This is a genomic window from Enhygromyxa salina, from assembly GCF_002994635.1.
Classification (GTDB): domain Bacteria; phylum Myxococcota_A; class Polyangia; order Nannocystales; family Nannocystaceae; genus Plesiocystis; species Plesiocystis salina_B.
Map to the genome: position 1 here is coordinate 68,282 of NZ_PVNL01000030.1, position 21,030 is coordinate 89,311.

Genomic DNA, 21,030 nt, shown 5'->3' on the forward strand with positions numbered 1-21,030 from the left:
TCGGTCACGAATTCATGCCCTCGATCTCGCTGTCGATCATGTCGAACAGTGCCTCATCGCTGAGCTCGTCGAAGCTCTCCTCGTCGCCGTCGTCGTCGTCATCGTCGTCGGCAGCCTCGAGCGTCTTGACCCCGAACAAGCCGAGCAGCTTGCGGAGCCGATCGGTGATCCCGGTGTGCTGCGCAGAGCTGGACGCCATCGCTCGGAGGATGGTCTCGAGCCGATCGAGCTCGGTGCTCACCGCGGGGCTGATTGTCGCGCCGACATCCGCGAGCGAGAGCTCGCCGTGGATCATGGTTGCGAGCGCGCCAGGTGTCGGATAGTCGAACAGCAGCGTCGACGGCAGCCGCAGGCCAGTCACCGTCTGCAGGCGGTTGCGCAGCTCCACGGCGACCAGCGAGTCGAGCCCGAGATCCTTGAGCGGACGATCGGGGCCGAGGCTCTCGGGCCGACCGAGGTCGAGCACCGAGGCGATCTCCGAGCGGACCAGGTCGAGCAGCGCCCGATCACGCTCGGCGTCGCTCATGGGGGCGAGGCGCTGCTGCAGGCTCGTCGACGACGAGGTCGCCGCGACCGAGGCGGTCGCGCGCGGACGCGGTGCGGCGCGGACCATGCCACGCAGCATGGTCGGGGGCGCCTCGCCGTGGGTGCTGACCGAGCTGGTGTCGAGGTGAACCGGGACCAGCATGGCGTCGGGTCGGCCGAGCGCGGTGTCGAGCAGCGCGAGCCCGTCGACGGGCGCGAGCGGGACCATGCCGCGGCGACGCATGCGGGCCCGGTCGGCGTCCGACAGCCGCGCGGCCATGCCCTCACCACCCCACGGGCCCCACGCGAGGCTGGTCGCGGGCAGCTCGGCGGCGTGGCGACGTGCACACAGCGCGTCGAGGAAGGTGTTGGCGGCCGCGTAGCTGGCCTGACCGGCGTTGCCCATGATTCCGACGATCGACGAGAACATCACGAACGCGGCCAGCTCCAGGCCGAGCTCGACGGTGAGCTCGTGGAGCGCGAGCGCGGCGTCGACCTTGGGGTGGAACACGCGATCGATCCGCTCGGGGGTCAGCGAAGCGAGGACGCCGTCGTCGAGGACCCCGGCGATGTGGAACACGGCCGTCAGCGGGTGCGCTTGCGGGATCCCAAGCAACAGCTGGCGGAGCGCGTCGCGGTCGGCGACGTCGCACGCGGCGAGCGTGACCACGGCGCCGAGCAGCTCGAGCTCCACGGCCAGCCGCTTGGCGTTGGGCGACTCGTCGCCGCGCCGCGAGACCAACAGCAGGTTGCGCGCGCCGTGGCGCTCGATCACGTGCTTGGCGACGAGCGAACCGAGCGCCCCGGTGCCGCCCGTGATCAGCACGGTCCCGTCGGGATCGAACCCGCGAGGCAGCTCGAGCACGTACTTTCCAACGTGCCCGCCGTTGCTGAGCGAGCGGAACGCCTCGCCAGCGTTGCGCAGGTCCCAGGTCGAGGTCGTGAGCGGGAGCAGGGCGCCAACCTCGAACAGCGCGAGGAGCTCGACCAGCATGTCCTGGATCAGCTCGGGGGCGAGCCGCGTGATGTCGACGGCGTGGTAGCTGACGCCGCGATACTCGGAGGCGACGCGCGCGGGGTCGCGGATGTCACGGATCCCGAGCTCCGCGAAGTGGCCGCCCTCCGGCAGCAGGCGCAGCGACGCGTTGACGAACTCGGCGTCGAGGTTGTCGAGCACGACGTCGACGCCGCGACCGCCGGTGGCCGACAGGAATTTCTGCTCGAAGCCGAGGGTCTCCGAGCTGGCGATGTGATCGTCTTTGAGCCCCAGCTGGCGCAGCGCGGCGAGCTTGCGCTCCGGAGCGGTCGCGAACACCTCCGCGCCCAGGTGCTGGGCGAGCGCGACCGCGGCCAGGCCGATGTCGCTGGACGCCGCGTGGATCAGCACCCGCTGGCCCCGCGCGAGCTTGGCCAGCTCGACGAGCGCGTAGTAGGCGGTGAGGAACACGATCGGCACCGCGGCGGCCTGCTCGAAGCTCCAGCGCTCGGGCACCTTCACCAGCAGCCGCCCGTCGGCGACCGCGACTGGCCCAAACGCGGCGGGCATCACGCCCATCACGCGATCGCCTACGGCGAGGTGCTGAACCTGCGATCCGACCCCGGTGATCACCCCGGCGCCCTCGATCCCCAGGTCGAGGCCCACTTTGGTGTCGAGCGCGTCGGCCTCGCCCGGGTACATGCCCAGGGCGTTGAGGACATCGCGGGCGTTCAAGCCCGCGGCGCGCACGGCCACGCGGACCTCGTCGGGCCCCAGCGGGCCAGTTGCGAGCGGGCGCTCGGCCAGGATCAGGTTGTCGAGCGAGCCCTTGGTCGAGACCGAGAGCTGCCAGTTCGCGGACCCAGCTGGCGGCGTCAGGCGCTCCACAGCCGGCGGCCGGGCCAGGCGCGGCGCCAGCATCATGCCCTCGCGCAGGGCCAGCTGCGGCTCGTCACACGCGAGCGCGGCCGGCAGCGCCCACAGCGAGACCTCTTCGGTGTCGAGATCGACGATCGTGATCGCCCGGTCGGCGTTCTCGACCTGGGCGGTGCGGATCAGCCCCCACAGCGGGGCGGCGGCGAGATCGAGCGTGTCTTCGCGGGCCTCCGTGGAGATCGCCCGACGGGTCAAGAAGATCAGCCGACTGTCCTGGAACCGCGCGTCGCCGAGCCAGGTCTGGAGGGCCGCCAGCGCGCGGTGGGTCGCGTCGTGGGGGTTGGCGACACGCTCGCCAGCGTGGACGTCGGTGATCCACGGGATCACCACGACCTCGGGCGCGGGCCGGTCGTCGTCGAGCTCGGCCTGGATCGCCGCGAGGTTCGGGTGCTCGCGCACGCTGACCGACGCCCGCGCGAGCGTGCTGGCGAGCTCGAGGCCGCCGTCGTGACCGACGACCGACCACTCTCCGCTCGAGTCGACCGCGCCCGTGTCCAGGGGGATCGACCACTCGACCGCGTACAGCCCGTCGAAGCGCTGGGCGACGAGGGCCTCGCGCACGTGCTCGGCGGTGGCCGGGCGGGTGACGAGGGTCTCGATGAACGCGACAGGCTCGCCGCTCTGATCGGCGACCGCGACGCTGACCGCACCCTCGCTGGGCTTGGGGGTGAAGCGGACCCGCAGCGCCGTGGTGCTGGTGGCGTAGAGCTCCGCGCCCTCCCAGGTGACCGGGAGCTGCAGCGCCGGGCGGTCTTGCCCGAGGAACTGCAGGACCAGCGGATGCAGGGCCGCGTCGAGCAGCGCGGGGTGCAGGCCAAACCGCTCGGCGTCGCGGGCCGGGGCCTCGGGCAGGCGCACCTCGACCAGCAGCTCGTTGCCGTGGGTCCACGCGCCAACCAGCCCGCGGAACGCTGGACCATAGGCGAGCCCGGCCTCTTCGAGGGTCGCGTAGCCCTCGCGCAGGCCCGGTCCAAAGTTGATCGCCTCGGCCCCGGGCGGCGGCCACGAGTGAAGATCGAAGTCGGCGATGCGCGGGCCCTGCCCGATGTAGCCCGAGGCGTGGCGGCGCCACGGCGCGTCGGCCTCGGCGTCGGGGCGGGCGAAGAACGCCAGCGATCGGCGCCCGGTCTCGTCGGGCACGCCGACCGAGAGCTGCAGCAGCACGCCGCCCTTGCTCGGCAGCGCGAGCGGGCGCTCGATCGTCAGCTCGTCGACGCGATCGAGGCCGACCCGCAGCGCCGCGACCTGGGCGAGCTCCAAGAACGCGGTGGCCGGCAGCAAGGTCGCGTCAAACACCACGTGATCGGCGAGCCAGGCGTGCTCGGACAGCGACAGCCGACTGCTGAACAGCATCGCGTCGGAGTCGGCGAGCCGGATCGCGGCGCCGAGCAGCGGGTGCTCGGCGTCGGTCAGCCCGACCGAGCTGACGTTGGAGGAGCGCCCGTCGCTGCGATCGATCCAGAACCGCTGGCGCTGGAACGCGTAGGTTGGCAGCTCGACCCGCTTGGGCCCGTAGGGGGCGTAGAACGCCTGCCAGTCAAAGCTGTAGCCGTGCACGTGGAGCCCGGCGACGACCATGTTGAGGGTCTCGACCTCGGGCTTGCGCTTGTGCAGGGTGGGAAGCACGACCGCGCGGCGCAACACCTTGTCGGACAGGCAGGGCGGGGTCATGCCCGAGAGCACCGCGTGCGGGCCCAGCTCGATGAAGGTCGTCACGCCCTCGGCTTCGAGGGTGTGCACGCCGTCGAGGTAGCGGACCGCCTGGCGGATGTGGCGGACCCAGTAGTCGGGCGAGGTCAGCTCCTCCGCGGTCGCCCGCTCGCCGGTCACGTTGGACACGATCGGGATCTTGGGCGGCTTGAAGTCGAGCCGGCTCGCGATCCGCCGGAACTCGTCCATCATCGGTTCCATGCGCGGCGAGTGGAACGCGTGGCTGACCGCGAGCCGCAGCACGTTGCGGCCCATCGCCTCGAAGTGGGTCGCGATGTCGGCGGCGGCCTGCTCGTCACCCGAGATCACGATCGACATCGGGCCGTTGATGCCGGCGATCCCGATCCGGGCGTCGAGCAGCGGGCGGACCTCGTCTTCGGCGGCCTGCAGCGAGACCATGGCGCCGCCGCGGGGCAGCGCCTGCATCAGGCGACCGCGGGCCGCGACCAGCGTCGCCGCGTCTTCGATCGACAGCACCCCCGCGACGTGGGCCGCCGCGAGCTCGCCGATCGAGTGGCCGATCAAGATGTCGGGCGTCACGCCCCAGGCGCTCCACAGCCGAAACAGCGCGACCTCGAGCGCGAACAGGGCCGGCTGGGTGTAGCCGGTCTCGTCGAGCAGCGCGGCCTCGGGCGTGTCGGGCTCCGAGAACATCAGCTCGAACAGCGGGCGATCGAGGTGGAAGTCCAGGTGCGCGCACACGGTGTCGAGCGCGTCGCGGAACGTGGGGTAGCGGTTGTAGAGATCCCGACCCATGCCGGGCCGCTGGGCGCCCTGGCCGGTGAACATGAACGCGAGCTTGCCCTTGCGGTGCTCGCGAGGGGTCATCGCGCCGTTGCGCGGCTCGGCGCCGATCTTGGCGAAGCCGTCGAGCATGTCGAGCAGCAGGTCGGCCGGCGCGTCGCTGTCGATCGTGAGCGCGAGTCGGACCGGGAAGTGCGAGCGGGTGGTCGCCAGCGAGTAGCCGAGGTCGAGCACCGAGATCGCCCAGGCGTTGTCGGGCCCGAGCTCGCGCACGTGGGCCGCGAGCGCCTTGGCCTGGGCGACGAGATCGGTGTTGGTCCGGCCCGACAGCACCAGCGGCAGCTCGGGCGGCACGGGCATCTCCGGGGTCACGACGTGAGCGTCGTCGAGCGGGGCCTCCTCGAGGATCGCGTGGGCGTTGGTGCCCGACATCCCAAACGACGACACGCCCGCGCGCCGCGGTGAGCCGCCCTCGCGGCGCGGCCAGCTGCGGTGGCTGTCGGTGACCTCGACCGTGAGGCTCTGCCAGTCGATGTGGGTGTTGCGGGGCTTGGTGTGGAGCGACGCGGGGATCGCCTCGCGCTGCAGACACGCGACCAGCTTGGCGACGCCCGCCAGCCCGGCCGCGGCCTCGAGGTGCCCGATGTTGGTCTTGACCGCGCCGAGCTGCAGCGGGTTGTCCGGGGTCCGATCTTCACAGTAGACCGCCGCGATCGCCTGGACCTCGATCGGATCGCCGAGCGAGGTGCCGGTGCCGTGACACTCGACGTAGTCGATGTCGGTCGGCGCGAGCTTGGCGTCCTCGAGCGCCTGGCGCAGCAGCTTTTGTTGCGAGGTCCCGTTGGGGGCCGTGATCCCGCTGCTGGCCCCGTCGTGGTTGACGGCGGTCCCGCGGACCAGCGCGAGCACCTCGTGGCCGTTCTTGCGGGCGTCGGACAGGCGCTCGAGCGTGAACACGATCACGCCCTCACCGCGGCCGTAGCCGTTGGCGTTGGCCGAGAAGGTCTTGCAGCGGCCGTCGGGTGCCAGCGCGCGGGTCCGCGACAGCTGCACGAACACGTCGGGCGCGGCCATGATCTGCACGCCGCCCGCGAGCGCGAGCTCGCACTCGCGGTTGCGCAGCGCGCTGCAAGCCAGGTGGAACGCGACCAGCGAGGACGAGCAGGCGGTGTCGACGGCCAGCGCCGGGCCCTGCAGGCCGAGCGTGAACGCCAGGCGCCCGGCCGCGAACGAGGTCTGGGTGCCCGTGAAGGTGTAGGCCTCGCCGAGATCCTGACGTAGGTGGTCGTAGTCGCTGGGCCCGAGCCCCACGAACACGCCGGTCTTCGAGTCGCGCAGCGAGCTGGGCACCACGCCCGCGTTCTCGAGCGCCTGCCACGCGGCCTCGAGCAAGCTGCGATGCTGGGGATCGATGTTCTTGGCCTCGCGCGGGCTGATGCCGAAGAACGCGGGATCGAACTGATCGATGTCGTCGAGGAACGAGCCCTCGCGTACGTAGCTGTGGCCCTTGCTCTCGGGATCGGGGTCGAAGAATTCGTCGACGTTCCAGCGCGAGGGCGGCAGCGGGCCGACGGCCTCGCGACCGGACGCTAGGAATTTCCACATCGAGCGCAGATCCACGATCTGCCCGGGCATGCGCAGGCCGACGCCGATGATCGCAACCGGCTCGTGGGTCGGGGGGGCCTCCGCGCGATCGCGGTGATCGTCGTCGAGCTCGGCGGCCATGCCCAGCGCGGCGGCCAGGCCCTCGAGCAGGAAATTGGCGACGTGCTGCGGCGAGGGGTGATCGAAGGCCAGCGTGGCCGGCAGGTTGAGGCCGGTCTCACGCTGCAGGCGACGCCGGACCTCGACGGCCATCAGCGAGTCGAGCCCGAGATCCACGAAGCCGGTGTTGGGGTCGAGCCGCGAGGCGTCGTGGTAGCCGAGCACCGCCGCGGTCTCGCCGAGCACCAGGTTGACCAGCGCGCGCAGGCGCTCGGTCTCGGACAGCCCACGCAGGCGGGCGAGCAGCCGGGCCTCGTCGGGCTCCGATGACGAGCTCGAGGTGTCGAGCGCCGCCCGGGCCTCGCTGATGTCGTCGAGCAGCGGTCGCGGGCGCGCGGCGGCGAAGCTCGGCGTGAATCGGGCCCAGTCGACGTCGGCGACCGTCAGGTTCACGTCGCCGTGCTCGAGGCCCTGCTGCAGGGCCTGAAACGCCAGCTGCGGATCGAGGGGCTCGAGCCCGCGTCGGCGCAGCTCGTGCTGCGAGGCGTCGTCGGCGTTGCCCGTCGCCCACGCGCTCCAGGCGACCGACATCGCCGGCAGGTTCAGGCTCGCGCGCTGCTCGACGAACGCGTCGAGGTAGGCGTTGGCGGCCGCGTAGCCGGACTGGCGGGCGCTGCCCCAGACCCCGACGATCGACGAGAAGGTGATGAACGCGTCGAGCTCGTGCTCCTTGAGCAGCTCGTGCAGGTAGCGGGCGCCGGCGACCTTGGCCCCGGCCACGCGCGCGAGCTCGTCGACGGTGGTGTCGTTGATCGAGCTGTTTTGGCTGGCCCCATCGGCGTGGATGACCGCGCTGAGGTGCTCGCCGTCGGCGTCGAGCTGATCGAGCAAGGTCGCGATCGCGTCGCGGTCGGTGGTGTCGCAGGCGACCAGCGACACGCGGGTGCCGAGCTCCATCAGCTCGGCGTCGGGGCCCTGGCCGCTGGTCAGGACCAGGTGCTCGGCCCCGGCGGCGGCCAGCCAGCGGGTCACGCGAGCGCCGAGCGCCCCGGTCCCGCCAGTCACGAGGATCGTCCCGCGCGGCTTCCAGGGCTTGCCGTCGGCCAGCTCGGTCAGCGGCGCGCGCTCGAGCCGACGCACGAACACGCCAGTGTTGCGGATCGCGAGCTGATCCTCGCGCTCTTCTTGGCTCAAGATCGCCAGGAGTCGGCGCGTGGCCTTGGGGTCGAGGGTGAGCGGCAGGTCGATCAACCCGCCCCAGCGATCGGGGTGCTCGAGCGCGATCACCCGGCCCAGACCCCAGGCCATCGCCTGCAGCGGGTTGGACAGCGCGTCGGCCCGGCCAATCGAGATCGCGCCGCGGGTCAGCAGCCACAGCGGGGCCTCGATCCCGGCGTCGCCCAGCGACTGCGTGAGCACCAGGTTGAGCGGGAGCCCGGCGGGCAGGGTCGGCTGCTCGGGCAGCGGATCTTCGACCAGGCCGAGCAGCGACACCACCCCGCGTGGCGGCGAGCTCTCGAGGCCCGCGCGCAGCAGCCGGTTGGTCATGTCTTCGCGATCGGGCTCGTCCTCGTCGACCGGCACCCGCACGACCGTGCCGCCCGCGCCCGTGATGCCCATGCTGACCAGGTTGACCAGCTCGGGATCATCGGGCTCGGAGGCGGTGACCAGCATCCAGACCCCGGTGAGGCTGCCCAGCGCGGGCGCGGTCTGCATCGGTTTCCAGCCGACCCGATACCGCCACGCGTTGAGCGTGGTGCGCTCTTGGTGATTGCGCCGCCACGAGGTCAAGGCCGGGAGCAGTGACGCCAGCGAGTTGCGGTGCAGCTCGTCGTCGACGTTGAGCGCGTTGGCGAGGGTGTCGAGATCGCCGGTCTCGACCGCGCTCCAAAACCCGACGTCGGCGGCCGGGAGTTCGACCGTGGTCGCGTCTGCGGTGGGGCGCCGCTGCTGCTTGGTCTCGACCCAAAACCTGTTGCGCTGGAACGCGTAGGTGGGCAGCGTGATCCGGCGCCCGGCCGAGATCTTGGTCCAGTCGATCTCGAGCCCGCGGGTGTGGAGCTCGCCGAGCGAGCGCATGAGCCGGGCCGGGCCGCCCTCGTTGCGCATCAGCGAGCCGACCGCGACGCCGGTGATCTCGGCCTTGAGGAAGCAGGCGTCGAGCGCCTCGCGCAGCATCGTGTCGGGGCTGACCTCGATGAAGAACCGGTAGCCGTCGGCGATCATCTTGGCGATCGTGTCGGCGAACCGGGTCTGCATTCGCACGTTGCGATACCAGTACTCGGCGTCGAGCTCGCGGCCGACGAGCTTCTCGGCGCGGACCGTGGAGTACAGCGGCGTGACCACGGCGCGCGGCTTGAGCCCGTCGAGCGCGGCGAGGATCTCGTCGCGCACGCCCTCGATCTGCGGGGTCGCGATCGCATAGTTGATCGGCAGGCGCGTGCCGACCTCGAGCTCGGCGAGCAGCGCGTCGATGACCTCCGGGTCGCCCGCGATGAGCGTGGCGTTGGGCCCGTCGTAGGCGGCGATCGAGACTCGCTCGCCGTGCGGCTTGAGGTGGACCTCGAGCTCCGACGCGGACAGCGGGACCGAAGCGACCGCGCCGCGACCCGTCAGCCGAGCCAGCGCGCGACTTCGCAGCGCGACGATCTTCGCGGCGTCGTCGAGGCTCAGCGCGCCGGCCACGTAGGCGGCCGTGACCTCGCCGAGGCTGTGGCCGACGATCCCGTCGGGATCGATGCCGACGCGCAGCCGCCACAGGGTGGTCAAGGCCGCGCTCACGGCGAACAGCACGGGCTGCACGACGTCGGTGCGATCCAGGGCAGGGGCGCCCTCGACCCCGTTGAGCACGTCGAGCACCGACCAGTCGAGGTGTTCCGACAGCGAGCGGTCACACGCCTCGAGCTGCTCGCGGAAACGATCCGAGATCTGCGCGAGCGAGCGGGCCATGTTCGGCCACTCCGAGCCCTGGCCCGAGTACACGTACGCGACCTTGCCGCTGACCCGCGCCTCGCCCTCTACGGTGCGCGAGTCCGAAGCGCCGCGAGCCAGCATGTCGAGGGCGTCGAGCGCATCGGCGATGTCGGTCACGGTCACCGACGCGCGCCGCTCGAAGTGCGCGCGGGTGGTCGCCAGCGAGTGCGAGAGATCGGCGAGCGTCACGTCGCCGTGGGCGAGCAAGAACGCGTGGAGCCGCTCGGCCTGGGCCCGCAGCGCGAGCTCCCCCTTGGCCGAGATCAGCAGCGGGACCCGGTAGCGGCTCTCGACCTCCCAGATCTCGACCTCGTGATCGCCGACCGCATCGTGCATGCGCTCTTCGATCTCGGGGCGCAGCATCTTGAGCTGCGGCGCGTGGCTCCACACCGCTGGCCACTCGGGATCGAAGCCCAGCGCGAACAGCTGCGAGAGGCTCTTGAGCATGCTCCCGCGCTCGTCTTCGTTGCGCCAGCACGAGGGCAGCGCCCAGAACCGCAGCGCGCTGCCGTCGAAGGTCTGCTCGATCGACTTGAGCAGGGTCGGGTGCGAGCTGAGCTCGACGAACACCGTGGGCCCGGCGTCGGCGAGCAGCTCGATGGCCTGGCGAAGCCGGACCGGGCTGCGCAGGTTTCGGCCCCAGTACGAGGGCGTGCACTCGGGCCCGCTGAGGGGTTGGGCCAGGACCGTCGACATCATCGGGATCCGGGCCGGGCGCGGGCTGATGCCGTCGAGCGCGGTCTCGAGCGGGCCGACCAGCGGCAGCATCTCCGGGCTGTGCGACGCGAAGTCGATGTCGACCCGGTGGATCCGAACCCCGCGCTGGGCCAGCAGCGACTCCGCGTCTTCGATCGCCTGGCGGGGGCCCGAGAGCACCGTCGAGCGCGGGCTGTTGAACGCACCAATGACCAGGTCCTTGGCGGCGTCGCCGAGCCGCTCGAGCAGCATCGCCTCGGGCAGCGCGACCGCCAGCATCGCGCCGCGTCCGGCTGCGAGGTGAGCGACGACCCGGCCGCGCTCGACGACGACCCGGGTCGCGTCCGGCAGCGACAGGATCCCCGCGAGGTGGGCGGCCGCGACCTCGCCGACGCTGTGGCCGACGATCGCGTCGGGCTCGACGCCCCACGACTTCCACAGCGCGCCGAGCGAGACCTGCACGGCGAACAGCACGACCTGCACGATCGCCGCCTCGTCGAGCCGCGAGCGGATGCTGTCGGCGAGCAGCTCGTCGATCACCGACCAGCCCGACAGCGACTCGACCTCACGATCGACGGCCTCGAGCGCGGCCCGGAAGACCGGCTCGCCGAGCAGCAGCGTGCGCGACATCCCCAACCACTGCGAGCCGTGGCCCGAGCACACGAACACCAGGCGCGGCCGCTCGGGTGCGGCGTCGAGGTTGCGCAGGCCGCCGGCCAAGAGGGCCGAGAGCCCGTCGACCAGCTGCTCGGGCGCGTTGAGCATCAAGCTGACGCGGTGCTGGCCCGGGCCGGTCCGCTCCGAGAGCGCCCGACACAGCGCCGCGGTCTCGTTCCAGGTCGTGAGCTCGAACGCGAAGTCGAGGGCCGCGAGCACCTGCCGCCGCAGACCCGCCGCGGTGACCGAGCCGAGCGGCAACAACAGCGCCTCGGACTTGGGCGCGGCCTCGAGCACCGCGTGGCAGTTGGAGCCGCCGTAGCCGAACGAGCTGACGCCCGCGCGCGGGACCTCGTTGCCGGCCGGCCAGCCCTCGAGCTCGGTCTGGACCGACAGGTGCAGCTGCTCGAACGGGATGTGCGGGTTGGGCTGCTCGAAGTGCAGGTTGGGCACGAGCATGCGGTGGTAGAGCGACAGCGCGGTCTTCATCAGACCCGCGATGCCGGCCGCCGCCTCGAGGTGACCCAGGTTGGTCTTGACCGAGCCCAGGCGCAGCGGCCGGTCGGCGGGGTGGGCCGATCCGATCACGGCCCCGAGCGCGCTGGCCTCGAGCGGATCGCCGAGGATCGTGCCGGGCCCGTGGGTCTCGACGTAGTGGACGCTCGCCGGGTTGACCCGGGCGTTGGCCAGGGCCGCGCGCAGCACCGACTCTTGGGCCTTGGGGTTGGGCGCGGTCAGGCCGTTGGAGAACCCGTCGTTGTTGGCCGCGCTGCCACGGATCAGGCAGTAGATCCGATCGCCGTCGGCGATCGCCCGACTGAGCGGCTTGAGGATCACCAGGCCGCCACCCTCGGCGCGGACGTAGCCGTTGGCGGCCGCGTCGAACGCCCGGCACTGGCCGGCCGGGTTTTGGGTCCCGAGCTTGGTCATCACCACCGTGCCGTGTGGCGTGAGGATCAAGTTGATGCCGCCGGCGATCGCCATGGTCGTCTCGCCCGCGCGCAGGCTCTGGCACGCGAGGTGGACGGCGACCAGCGAGCTCGAGCTGGCGGTGTTGACCGTGAGGCTGTTGCCCTCGAGCCCGAGCGTGTACGAGATCCGGCCGGAGATGATCGACGTGTCCGCGCCCGTGCCCGTGTGCTGGTCGATGTCCGTGAGCTCGTCGGAGGTCAGGCGGGCGTAGTCACACCACATCGCGCCCACGAACACGCCGACGTTGCCGCCGCGCAGCGACAGCGGATCGACGCCCGCGTCCTCGAGCGCCTCCCACGACAGCTCGAGGCCCATGCGCTGCTGCGGGTCCATCTGCTGGGCCTCGCGCGGCGAGATGCCGAAGAACGTGGCGTCGAACTGGTCGACCTGATCGAGGAACCCGCCCCAACGGGTGGTCATCTTGCCGGGCGCGGCCCGATCGACGTCGAGGTACTCCTTGACGTCGAAGCGATCGCTCGGGACCTGCTTGACGCCCGTGCCCCCGCTGCAAAGCAGCTCCCACAGCTGCTCGGGGTTGTAGACGCTGCCGGGCAGCCGACAGCCGATCCCAACGATAGCGATGGGTTCGCTGCTCATCGACGCGCCGGGGTTGGTCGCGCGCCCGCCCAGGCTCGGGCTCCCGAGCGTGGGCGAGGCCGACGCCTGGATCGCAACCGCGTGGCGGGCGAGCGCGAGCGGGGTCGGGTGCTCCCACGGCGCGACCGGGGACAGCGGGTGGCCGACGTGGCTGGCGAGCCGAGCCACGAGCCCCGTGATCTGCTCGGAGTCGAGGCCGAATTCGCGGAACCGAGTGTTGGGATCGACGCGTGAAGGCTCGATGCCGAGGGTCCGACTCATGGCGTCCATGAGCCACGTCAACACCGGCTCGTGATCTTCGTCGGAGCCCTTGGAGCGGGGATCTCGTGGACCTTGAATCATCGCGGTCTCTTTAGGAGCGGTTCGTCTGCGCATGATCTCGCGAAGCTTCACGGCCCAGGACAGCTCCGACTAGCCGGAGGTCCTGCAGCGCGCGAGCGGAGATCGATGAACGGGGAGTGTCGTGGAGGCTGGGCATGCCACCTTTGCGACCAGCGGTCGAGCCGCGAAGCGGCTGAGGGGGTACACCATACCGCCGCCAGGGGCGGCGTTGCACCACGATTTCGGCCCCTGTCGATCTCATTTGCGGCGCGTCGCGGATCACGAAAATGGTCGGGTGTAGCGAGCGTGACCGACCGGCTGCCGGGTGATCTGCGCGGTCGCGGGACCGACGTGCTCGATCATCGCCTGCTCGCCGTGCCCGGGCTAAAGATCACGATGCTTCGCGAACACCCGCGATCGCGTTCGTAGCTGAGACTCCACGATCGATCGCGGATCCCGCGTGGTTCGTCGACGCCCCTGCGGTCGCGCGGAAACAACACAGATGCGCAGCATCGCACTCGGCTCATCGTGGTCATCGACACGCCCTCAAGTCTGACTTGACACCCAGCCAAATCCGGAGATCGGCGCCGCTCCCGTTTGGTGCTGGCGATCTCGAAGCGACACCTCGGTCGCTCGAGCGGCGGGCCGATCGGGAGCTGCACGGCTCGGGTGTGGTGCGCTCGCTCGGCGTCTTCGCGCGGGCGTCGGGCTCGTCGAGCGACGCGTCGATGCGGCGCTCGGCGTGGACGCGCTCGGGTGCGAGGCGGTTGACACCGGGCCGCCTCGCGAGCCGCAGGCGCGCGGACATCCGGCGAGGCCGACGCCATCGCGCGACATCGCGGCGCCAGCACGTCCGCTGCTTTTGCGTCATTTGAGCTTCAACAGGGCCCGGAACAAACTTTGGGTAGACTGCAATTGCGCCGTATCAACGCGCAGGGAGACCCCATGCCGGTCGTGATCAGCTCTCCGAATGTCCACCTGGAACCGCCGCGGGCCGACGCGCGGGCGATCAGCGGCGTTCCGACGTCGATCACCGCGTTTGTCGGACGAACCGAGCGGGGCGACGTGCGGGCGCCGATCCGCTGCTTCAGCTACGCCGACTTCGAGCGTCGCTGCGGTGGGATCTGGGCTGACAGCGAGCTTGGCTACGCCGTCTGCCAGTTCTTCGAGAACGGGGGCTCGCACGCGGTGATCTCCCGTGTCGCGACCGGGGCGAGCAGCTCGACCGTGGAATTGGCCGTTGCGGACGGCGTGCCATTGCAGCTCGAGGCCGCCAACCCCGGGGCCTGGGGTGACAACCTTCGCGCGAGCGTGTCGTGGGAAACGCTGGGGCCTGCGAATGCGGTGACCATGGGTGGCTTTCACCTGACGCTCGAGGTCATCGACCCCCGCGCCTGCGGGCCCTCGAACCCGGCGATCGTCACGGAATTGTTCGATCACCTGTCGTTGCTGCCCGACCACCCGCGCTACATCGAGACAATCCTGGCCCAGCGCTCGGAGCTCGCGCGCGTGTCCCAGCTGTCGGATCAGCGGCCCATGCCGGTCACGCGGGCCAGCTTTGCAGGTGGCGATGACGGCCGCAACGGTGGTGTCAGCGACTACGAGGCCGCGATCAGCCGACTCGAGCAGGTCGACATGATCAACCTGCTGGTGATCCCGCCCAAGAGCCGCACGCTCGACACGGATCCCCGCGTGCTCGCCAGCGCGGCCAGCTTTTGTAAGAACCATCGCGCAATGTTGCTGGTCGACCCACCGCTCGCGTGGACGAGATTCGACGACGCGGTGAGCCTGGACGGGCTCACGTTCTTACGCACGCCCAATGTTGCATTTTACTATCCTCGGTTGATCTGTCCGGATCCCGTGCATGGTCCGCGAGCGTTTGCGCCGAGCGGCGCGGTGGCGGGGGTCATCGCGCGGACCGACGCCGAGCGCGGCGTGTGGGCGGCTCCCGCGGGGCCCGAGGCTACGCTGGTCGGGGTGACCGAGCTCGACGTCGCGCTCACGCCGGACGAGCTCGACACGCTCGAGGCCGCGGGGGTGAACGCCCTGGTGGGCCAGCCCATGAACCAGCCGAAGAACCAGCCGAAGAACCAGCCGAAGAACCAGCCGAAGATCTGGGGCGCGCGGACGGGTCGTGGCGCCGACGTGCTGGTCTCGCAGTGGAAGCACCTCGGCGTCCGACGGCTGGCGCTGTTCATCCAGGAGAGCCTGTATTGGGGCACGCGCTGGGCTGTATTCGAGCACAACGACGAGGCTTTGTGGGCGCAGCTGCGCGAGCAAATCGAGGCATTTCTCGCCCGGTTGTTTCGCCAGGGCGCGTTCCAGGGCGCGTCCGCTCGACAGGCGTTCTTCGTGCGGTGCGACGCCGAGACGACCTCGCCGACCGAGATCGAGTACGGCGTCGTGAACGTGATCGTTGGATTCGCGCCGACCAAGCCCGAGGAGTTCGTGGTCCTCTACTTTCAACAGCTGGCGGGGCTTTGAGCGGCGACTGGGCGGACTTGGCGGTGGCTGGGTAGACGCTTTCGTTTGACGGTGTACGAGCGAGGGTCGCTCGGGTACCGTGGAACGGCAGCGGATGAGTGACCATCCCTTCACAGAGGGCCTCGTTGCGATCATCGGGCTCGCCTGCCGGCTCCCCGGCGCCCCCAATCCGCGCGCGCTGTGGCAGCTGCTGATCAGCGGCCAGGACGCGATGAGCCAGGTTCCTCCGGATCGCTGGCGCGCCACCGACTACGTCGATCCCGACCGCCGCGCGCCCGGCAAGATGGTCACGGCCGTCGGTGGGTTCCTCGCGGCTGTCGACGGCTTCGATCCCGAGTTCTTTGGCATCAGCCCGCGCGAGGCGGTGCAGATCGACCCCCAGCAGCGGCTGGCGCTCGAGCTGTGCTGGGAGGCGCTCGAGCACGCGGGCGTCGCCCCCGATCACCTGCGCGACTCGGACGCGGGCGTGTTCATGGGCGCGATGTGGAACGACTACGAGAAGCTTCACGCGATCGAGGACATCGAGCAACACTCGGGGACCGGCTGGCACCTCGGCGTGGTGCCGGGCCGCGTCTCGCATGCCCTACACCTGCGCGGGCCCAGCATGGCCGTGGACACCGCGTGCTCGTCGTCGCTGGTCGCCGTCCACCTCGCCTGCAAGGCCCTGCTCGCGGGCGAGACCTCGCTGGCGCTCGCGGGCGGCGTGAGCTTGATGCTGACGCCACACGTCGGCGTGGCGATGTCGAAGTTTGGCGGGACCTCGGCGACCGGGCGCTGCTCGGCGTACGACGCCCGGGCGAACGGCTACGTGCGCGGTGAGGGGGGCGGCGTGGTCGCGCTGCGGCGCTACGAAGACGCGGTCGCCAGTGGGGATCCGATCCTCGCGGTGATCCGCGCGAGCGCGGTCAACAACGACGGTCACAGCGAAGGTTTGACCGTGCCCAGCGAGGCGGCCCAGCGCAGCTTGTTGCGTGACGTCTACGCGCGCGCGCGCGTCGACCCAAGCTCGGTCTCATACGTCGAGGGGCACGGGACCGGCACGGCGATCGGTGATCCGATCGAGGCCCGCGCGATCGGTAGCGAGCTCGGTCGCGGTCGCCAGCGCCCGCTGTGGCTCGGCTCGATCAAGCCCAATATCGGGCATACCGAGGCCGCCTCGGGGGTGGCTTCGCTGATCAAGGTGGTGCTCTCGCTGCGCGCGGGGGTGATCCCGCCGAACCTGAACTTTGCCCAGCCGAACCCCGCGATCGAATTTGACGCGCTGCAGCTGCGGGTGCCCACGCGGGCGCAGCCGTGGCCGGGCGTGCAGCTCGCGGGGGTCAACTCGTTTGGGTTTGGCGGTACGAACTGCCACCTGGTGGTGTCGGGGTTCGAGCGCGCGGCCGGTCCCCAGGAGCTCGATCAGCCCGATCGGCACTACCTGATCGCGGTCTCGGCTCGATCGGCTGCGGCCCTCGACGCGCGCCTTCAACAGCTGCGGGAGCTCGCTCAGGCGGGGGCGCTGTGCGTCGCGGATCTCGCCCACACGCTGTGGCATCGCCGCGCGCACCTCGAGCATCGCGCGGTCGTGGTCGCGCGCACGCTCGCCCAGCTGGACGAGCGGTTGGGTGAGCCCCAGCGGGCCCAGCTCGGCGCCGCGGACCCGCGACTCAAGCTCGCGTTCGTGTTCTCGGGGCAGGGCTCGCAGTGGCTCGGCATGGGCCGCGAGCTGCTGCGGGTCGAGCCGGTGTTTCGCGCGGCGCTGGCCGAGTGCTCGACGATCATGCAGCCGATGCTGGGGTGGTCCCTGATCGAGCTGACTGAGCACGATCAGCTCGAAGCCCATCTGCGTCACGTAGACGGCATCCAGCCGGCGATCTACGCGATGCAGGTCGCGCTCGCGCAGACCTGGCGCGGGCTCGGGGTGATCCCCGACGCGGTGGTCGGGCACAGCATGGGCGAGGTCGCGGCGGCCGTCGCCGCTGGGGCGATCACCGTGAGCGACGGCGCCTTGATCACCTGCTCGCGCGCGGCCTTGCTGCGGCGGATCAGCGGGCGAGGGGGCATGCTCTCGGTCGCGATCGGAGCGACCGCGACCGAGCAACTGCTCGCCGAGTCGCCGCAACGCTACGCGGGCCTGGGCGTCGCAGTGGACGCGGGCGTGGGCTCGACGGTCGTGTCGGGTGGGCTCGACGCGCTCGCGCGACTGCGTGAAGATCTCGAGGCCCGCGGGATCGAGTGTCGGTCGGTCGCCGTCGATGTCGCCGCTCACAGCCCGCAGATCGACGCGCTGGCCGACGAGCTGCTCGCCGCAATTGCCCACATTCGCCCGCGCGAGAACGATGTTCGAATGATCTCCTCGGTCACGGGCGGCGAGGTGGATTACCGTGAATTGCAGCCGGCCTATTGGGTTCGCAACCTTCGCAATCGTGTGCGTTTTGCCGAAGCCGCGAATCACCTGTTCGAGGCTGGCCACTCGGTGTTTGTCGAGGTCAGCCCGCACCCGCTGCTGACCTGGCCGCTGCGGCAGATCGCCAAGGCCCGCGGCCTCGAACCTGTCACGGTAGTCGGCAGCATGCGGCGCGCTCGGCCGGATCACGAGGTGCTGCTCGAGGCGCTGGCCGCCCTGCACAATCGTGGGGTGACGGTCGCGCTCGAGCAGCCGGGCGCCCTCGTCGAGCTCCCGGCTTACCCGTGGCAGCGTCGGCGGTTCTGGCCGCGGCCGCGCGCGCTGCCGCAGCCCGCGGATCGCCGGGCGGCCGAGCCGGACGTGGTCGCAAGCTTCGAGCCGAGCCGGATCGCCGCGCTCGCGGGCCACGCTGTCGGTGGGCGGTCGATCGTCGCGGCCGGGGTCGTGCTCGAGCTGGTCTTGCGTGCCTGGGCGATGGTCGAGTCGGATTCGCATGTATGGGTGAAGATCGAGCAGCTCGAGTTCGCCGCGCCGATCCCTGGTGACCGGCGAGTGCGGCTCGAGCTGCGGGGGTCGGCGCTCTCGCTGGGGCCTGCGGGGAGCGTGTTCGGGCGTGTCGCCAAGTCGGCACACCAGGCTGTCCGGAGCGCGCCCGCGTCCTTCGAGCTCGTCACCGAGCACGACGCCGCGCAGCACTACCGGGCGCTGGCCGAGCGCGGGGTCGACTATCAGCCGAGCTTGCGGGCGGTCGAGTCGGTCCAGCTCGGGCGAGGCTCGGCGCGGGCGAGGGTGGCTCGCAAGCAGACCCGCGCCGCGCTACTCGACGCCGCGTTTCAAGCTGTGCTCGCCGCCGTTGGTGAGGACGGCCGGTTCGTGACCGCGGCGCTCGGGGTGGCCGAGCTGGACAGCGCGAGGCTCACGACCACGCGCGAGATCCGTGCCGAGGTCGCCAGCGGTGGTGGGGCAGGGCAGCTCGAGGGGCACGCGTGGTTGCTCGATTCGCACGGCGCGGTGGTGGCCGAGCTCAGCGGGATCCGGCTCGCGCTCATGCCCAGCGAGACCAGCGTGCTCCGACGTCGCCGCTGGCGGCCGCTCGGGCCGATCACCCCGGCGCCGCGGGTCAGCTCGACCCTGGGCTACGTGGTGTGGGGTCCCGATCAGCCCTCGCGCGCGGCGGTGCTCGACGCCCTCGCAGCTCGTGGTGTGCCGGCCCGCGGCGACGCTGCGCTCTCGCTCGATCGTGCTGAGCAGCTCGCGGGGATCATCGTCGTATTCGGCAGTGCCGACACCTGTCACGCAGCCACGGTGGCAGCGTGCGAGCGGCTGATCGCCGCCGCTCGAGCTTGCGTCGAGCGCGGCGTCTCGCTCGAGCTGGTCGTGGTCACCGAGCGCGCGCACTGGATCACCGAAGACGCACCCGCGACGATCGGCGCGTCCGCGCTGTGGGGTCTGGCCCGGGTGGCCGTCGCCGAGCACCCGGGTTTGCGCTTGCGGGCGCTCGACCTCGGAGACCTCCGCGACCCCGCGCAGCGAGCAGGCCTCGTCGATGAACTCCTGGCTGGTCCGGGCGCGGACCGACAGCGCTCACTCGCGCTGCGCCCCGGCGTGGACGGGCTCGCCCGCCTCGTCGCCACGCTCGAGCCAGAACCGGTGGCCAGTCACGGGTGGGCGCCACCGCGCGCGGGCGCGGTGATCGTCACGGGCGGCCTGGGCGGCATCGGTCGCGCGGTCGTGACCTGGCTGGTCGAGCGCGGGGTCGAGCGAGTGGTGATCCTCGGTCGCCGCACGCTCGATCACGCAGGCGCAGCGTTCATCGACGAACTCGTGAGTGGGGGTCACTCGCAGCTTCGCTACCTCGCGGTCGACGTCGCCGAAGCAGCGGCGCTGCGCGACGCACTCGCAAACGAGCTGGCGCAGGTGATCGGCGTGATCCACAGCGCCGCCGTGCTCACCGACGCGCCGCTGCTCGAGCACGACGCCGCGCAGCTGCACGCGGCGCTGCGACCCAAGCTGCTCGGCGCCTGGAACCTGCACCAGCTCACCGAGGCGCGCGAGCTGGCGTTCTTTGTGATGTTTGGCTCGCTCGGTGGTTGGATCGGTCTGCCCGGGCAGGCGAGCTACGCGGCCGCCAACGCGGCGCTCGATGGTCTCGCCGAGCACCGCCGCGCGCTCGGGCTACCGGCCGTGAGCGTCGGCTGGTGTGGCTGGCGAGGGCTCGGGTTTGCCCGCAGCGCTGGGGGGGCGGCCTCGCTCGACCGCCTGGCCGCCGACGGGATCGGCTCGCTGGACGCCGAGCGGGCGCTCTCGCTGCTCGACCACTTGCTCACCAGCGACGCGGCGCCGGTCGTCGCCGTGATGCCGCCGGCCGAGGTTGCAGAGGTCGCGTCGGTCGACGCCGATGACCGGCTCGCCGAGCTGCGCGCCCTGGTGCCCGCCCGGCGCCGGGTCGTCGTGGGCGATCGCGTGCTCGCGGAGGTCGCCGCGGTGTTGCGCGAGGAGCCGCAGCGCGTGGACGTGGGGCGGCCGCTCAAGGATCTGGGCCTCGACTCGCTGATGTCCGTCGAGCTCGCCGAACGGCTCGCGCGGGTGCTCGGGGTGACCACCGACCCGACCCTGATCTGGCGTCACCCCAGCGTCGACGCGCTGGTCGAGCACTTTGTGAACGAGCTCGCCGAGCCGGGCGTCGTCGCTGAACCGCGTGGCGCTGCCGATCAGCCCGACCCCCTGGTCGCGCAGCTCGACGAACTCAGTGAGGAAGACGTCCTGGCGATGACGCGAGCGATCGCCCCGGCGTCGACCGGTTCGTCTCGAGGCGTCTCTTGAGCACTTGGCCTGTTCGCCGAGGGCAGTGTTGTCGAGCCCACGCGTGCGAGTGCCAGCCGCTGCCAACCGACAGCTCAGGAGCTGCGAGTTACGCATGGGTGCACCTCGACAGAATATGGGTGCGCGAGTCCTGCAATTGATGCGCGATGATGGAGGAATCCTGCGAGCGAGTTCATGCTGTAGCCATGCTCACCAAAACCATGCTCATGGCGTTCCTCGCCGCTTGCGGCGTCTCCTCCAACCCCGCAACCAGCCCCAACGAGAAGCAGCCGCCTGAAGAAGATGTCCAGGAGGATCAGCACTTTTGTTGCGCCAGCGTCGACCTCGAGAACTTCACCGGCGAGGGCTGTACCGCCATCAGCAAAGAGACCATCAACGCATGCAGCAACGTGTTGTACTGCCCTGAGATGTGGGCGAAGAGCGAGGGGAAGGTGGCCTGCGAGTGACCGTGACCATTCGCAGTCCCAAGCGTAGACCCGGGCCTGCCGCCCGTGGTGCAATGCCTCGCGCCGCCTCGGTTGGC

The 21,030-nt window shown here is 71.0% G+C and carries 4 protein-coding genes; 3 read left to right on the top strand and 1 reads right to left on the bottom strand.

What is annotated here, in order from left to right; translation table 11 throughout:
- Positions 1-4: 4 nt before the first annotated feature.
- Complete coding sequence (locus tag ENSA7_RS05330; RefSeq protein ID WP_181233203.1) at positions 5-12,832, bottom strand: type I polyketide synthase; 12,828 nt, start codon at positions 12,830-12,832, stop codon at positions 5-7.
- A gap of 924 nt (positions 12,833-13,756) precedes the next feature.
- On the opposite strand from ENSA7_RS05330, the gene ENSA7_RS05335 reads away from it, so the two are divergent.
- The 3 genes from ENSA7_RS05335 to ENSA7_RS05345 all read left to right on the top strand — a co-directional run bounded on the left by ENSA7_RS05335 (position 13,757) and on the right by ENSA7_RS05345 (position 20,953).
- Entirely contained in the window at positions 13,757-15,295 is a 1,539-nt protein-coding gene (locus ENSA7_RS05335; protein WP_106088108.1) for a phage tail sheath family protein, read from the top strand.
- 94 nt (positions 15,296-15,389) lie between these two features.
- Positions 15,390-20,507, top strand: coding sequence for a type I polyketide synthase (locus tag ENSA7_RS05340; protein ID WP_106088109.1), 5,118 nt, complete (start codon positions 15,390-15,392; stop codon positions 20,505-20,507).
- A gap of 185 nt (positions 20,508-20,692) precedes the next feature.
- The gene (locus ENSA7_RS05345; RefSeq protein WP_106088110.1) at positions 20,693-20,953 is read left to right on the top strand and encodes a hypothetical protein; all 261 of its coding nucleotides are present in this window, start codon (positions 20,693-20,695) and stop codon (positions 20,951-20,953) included.
- Positions 20,954-21,030 lie beyond the last annotated feature (77 nt).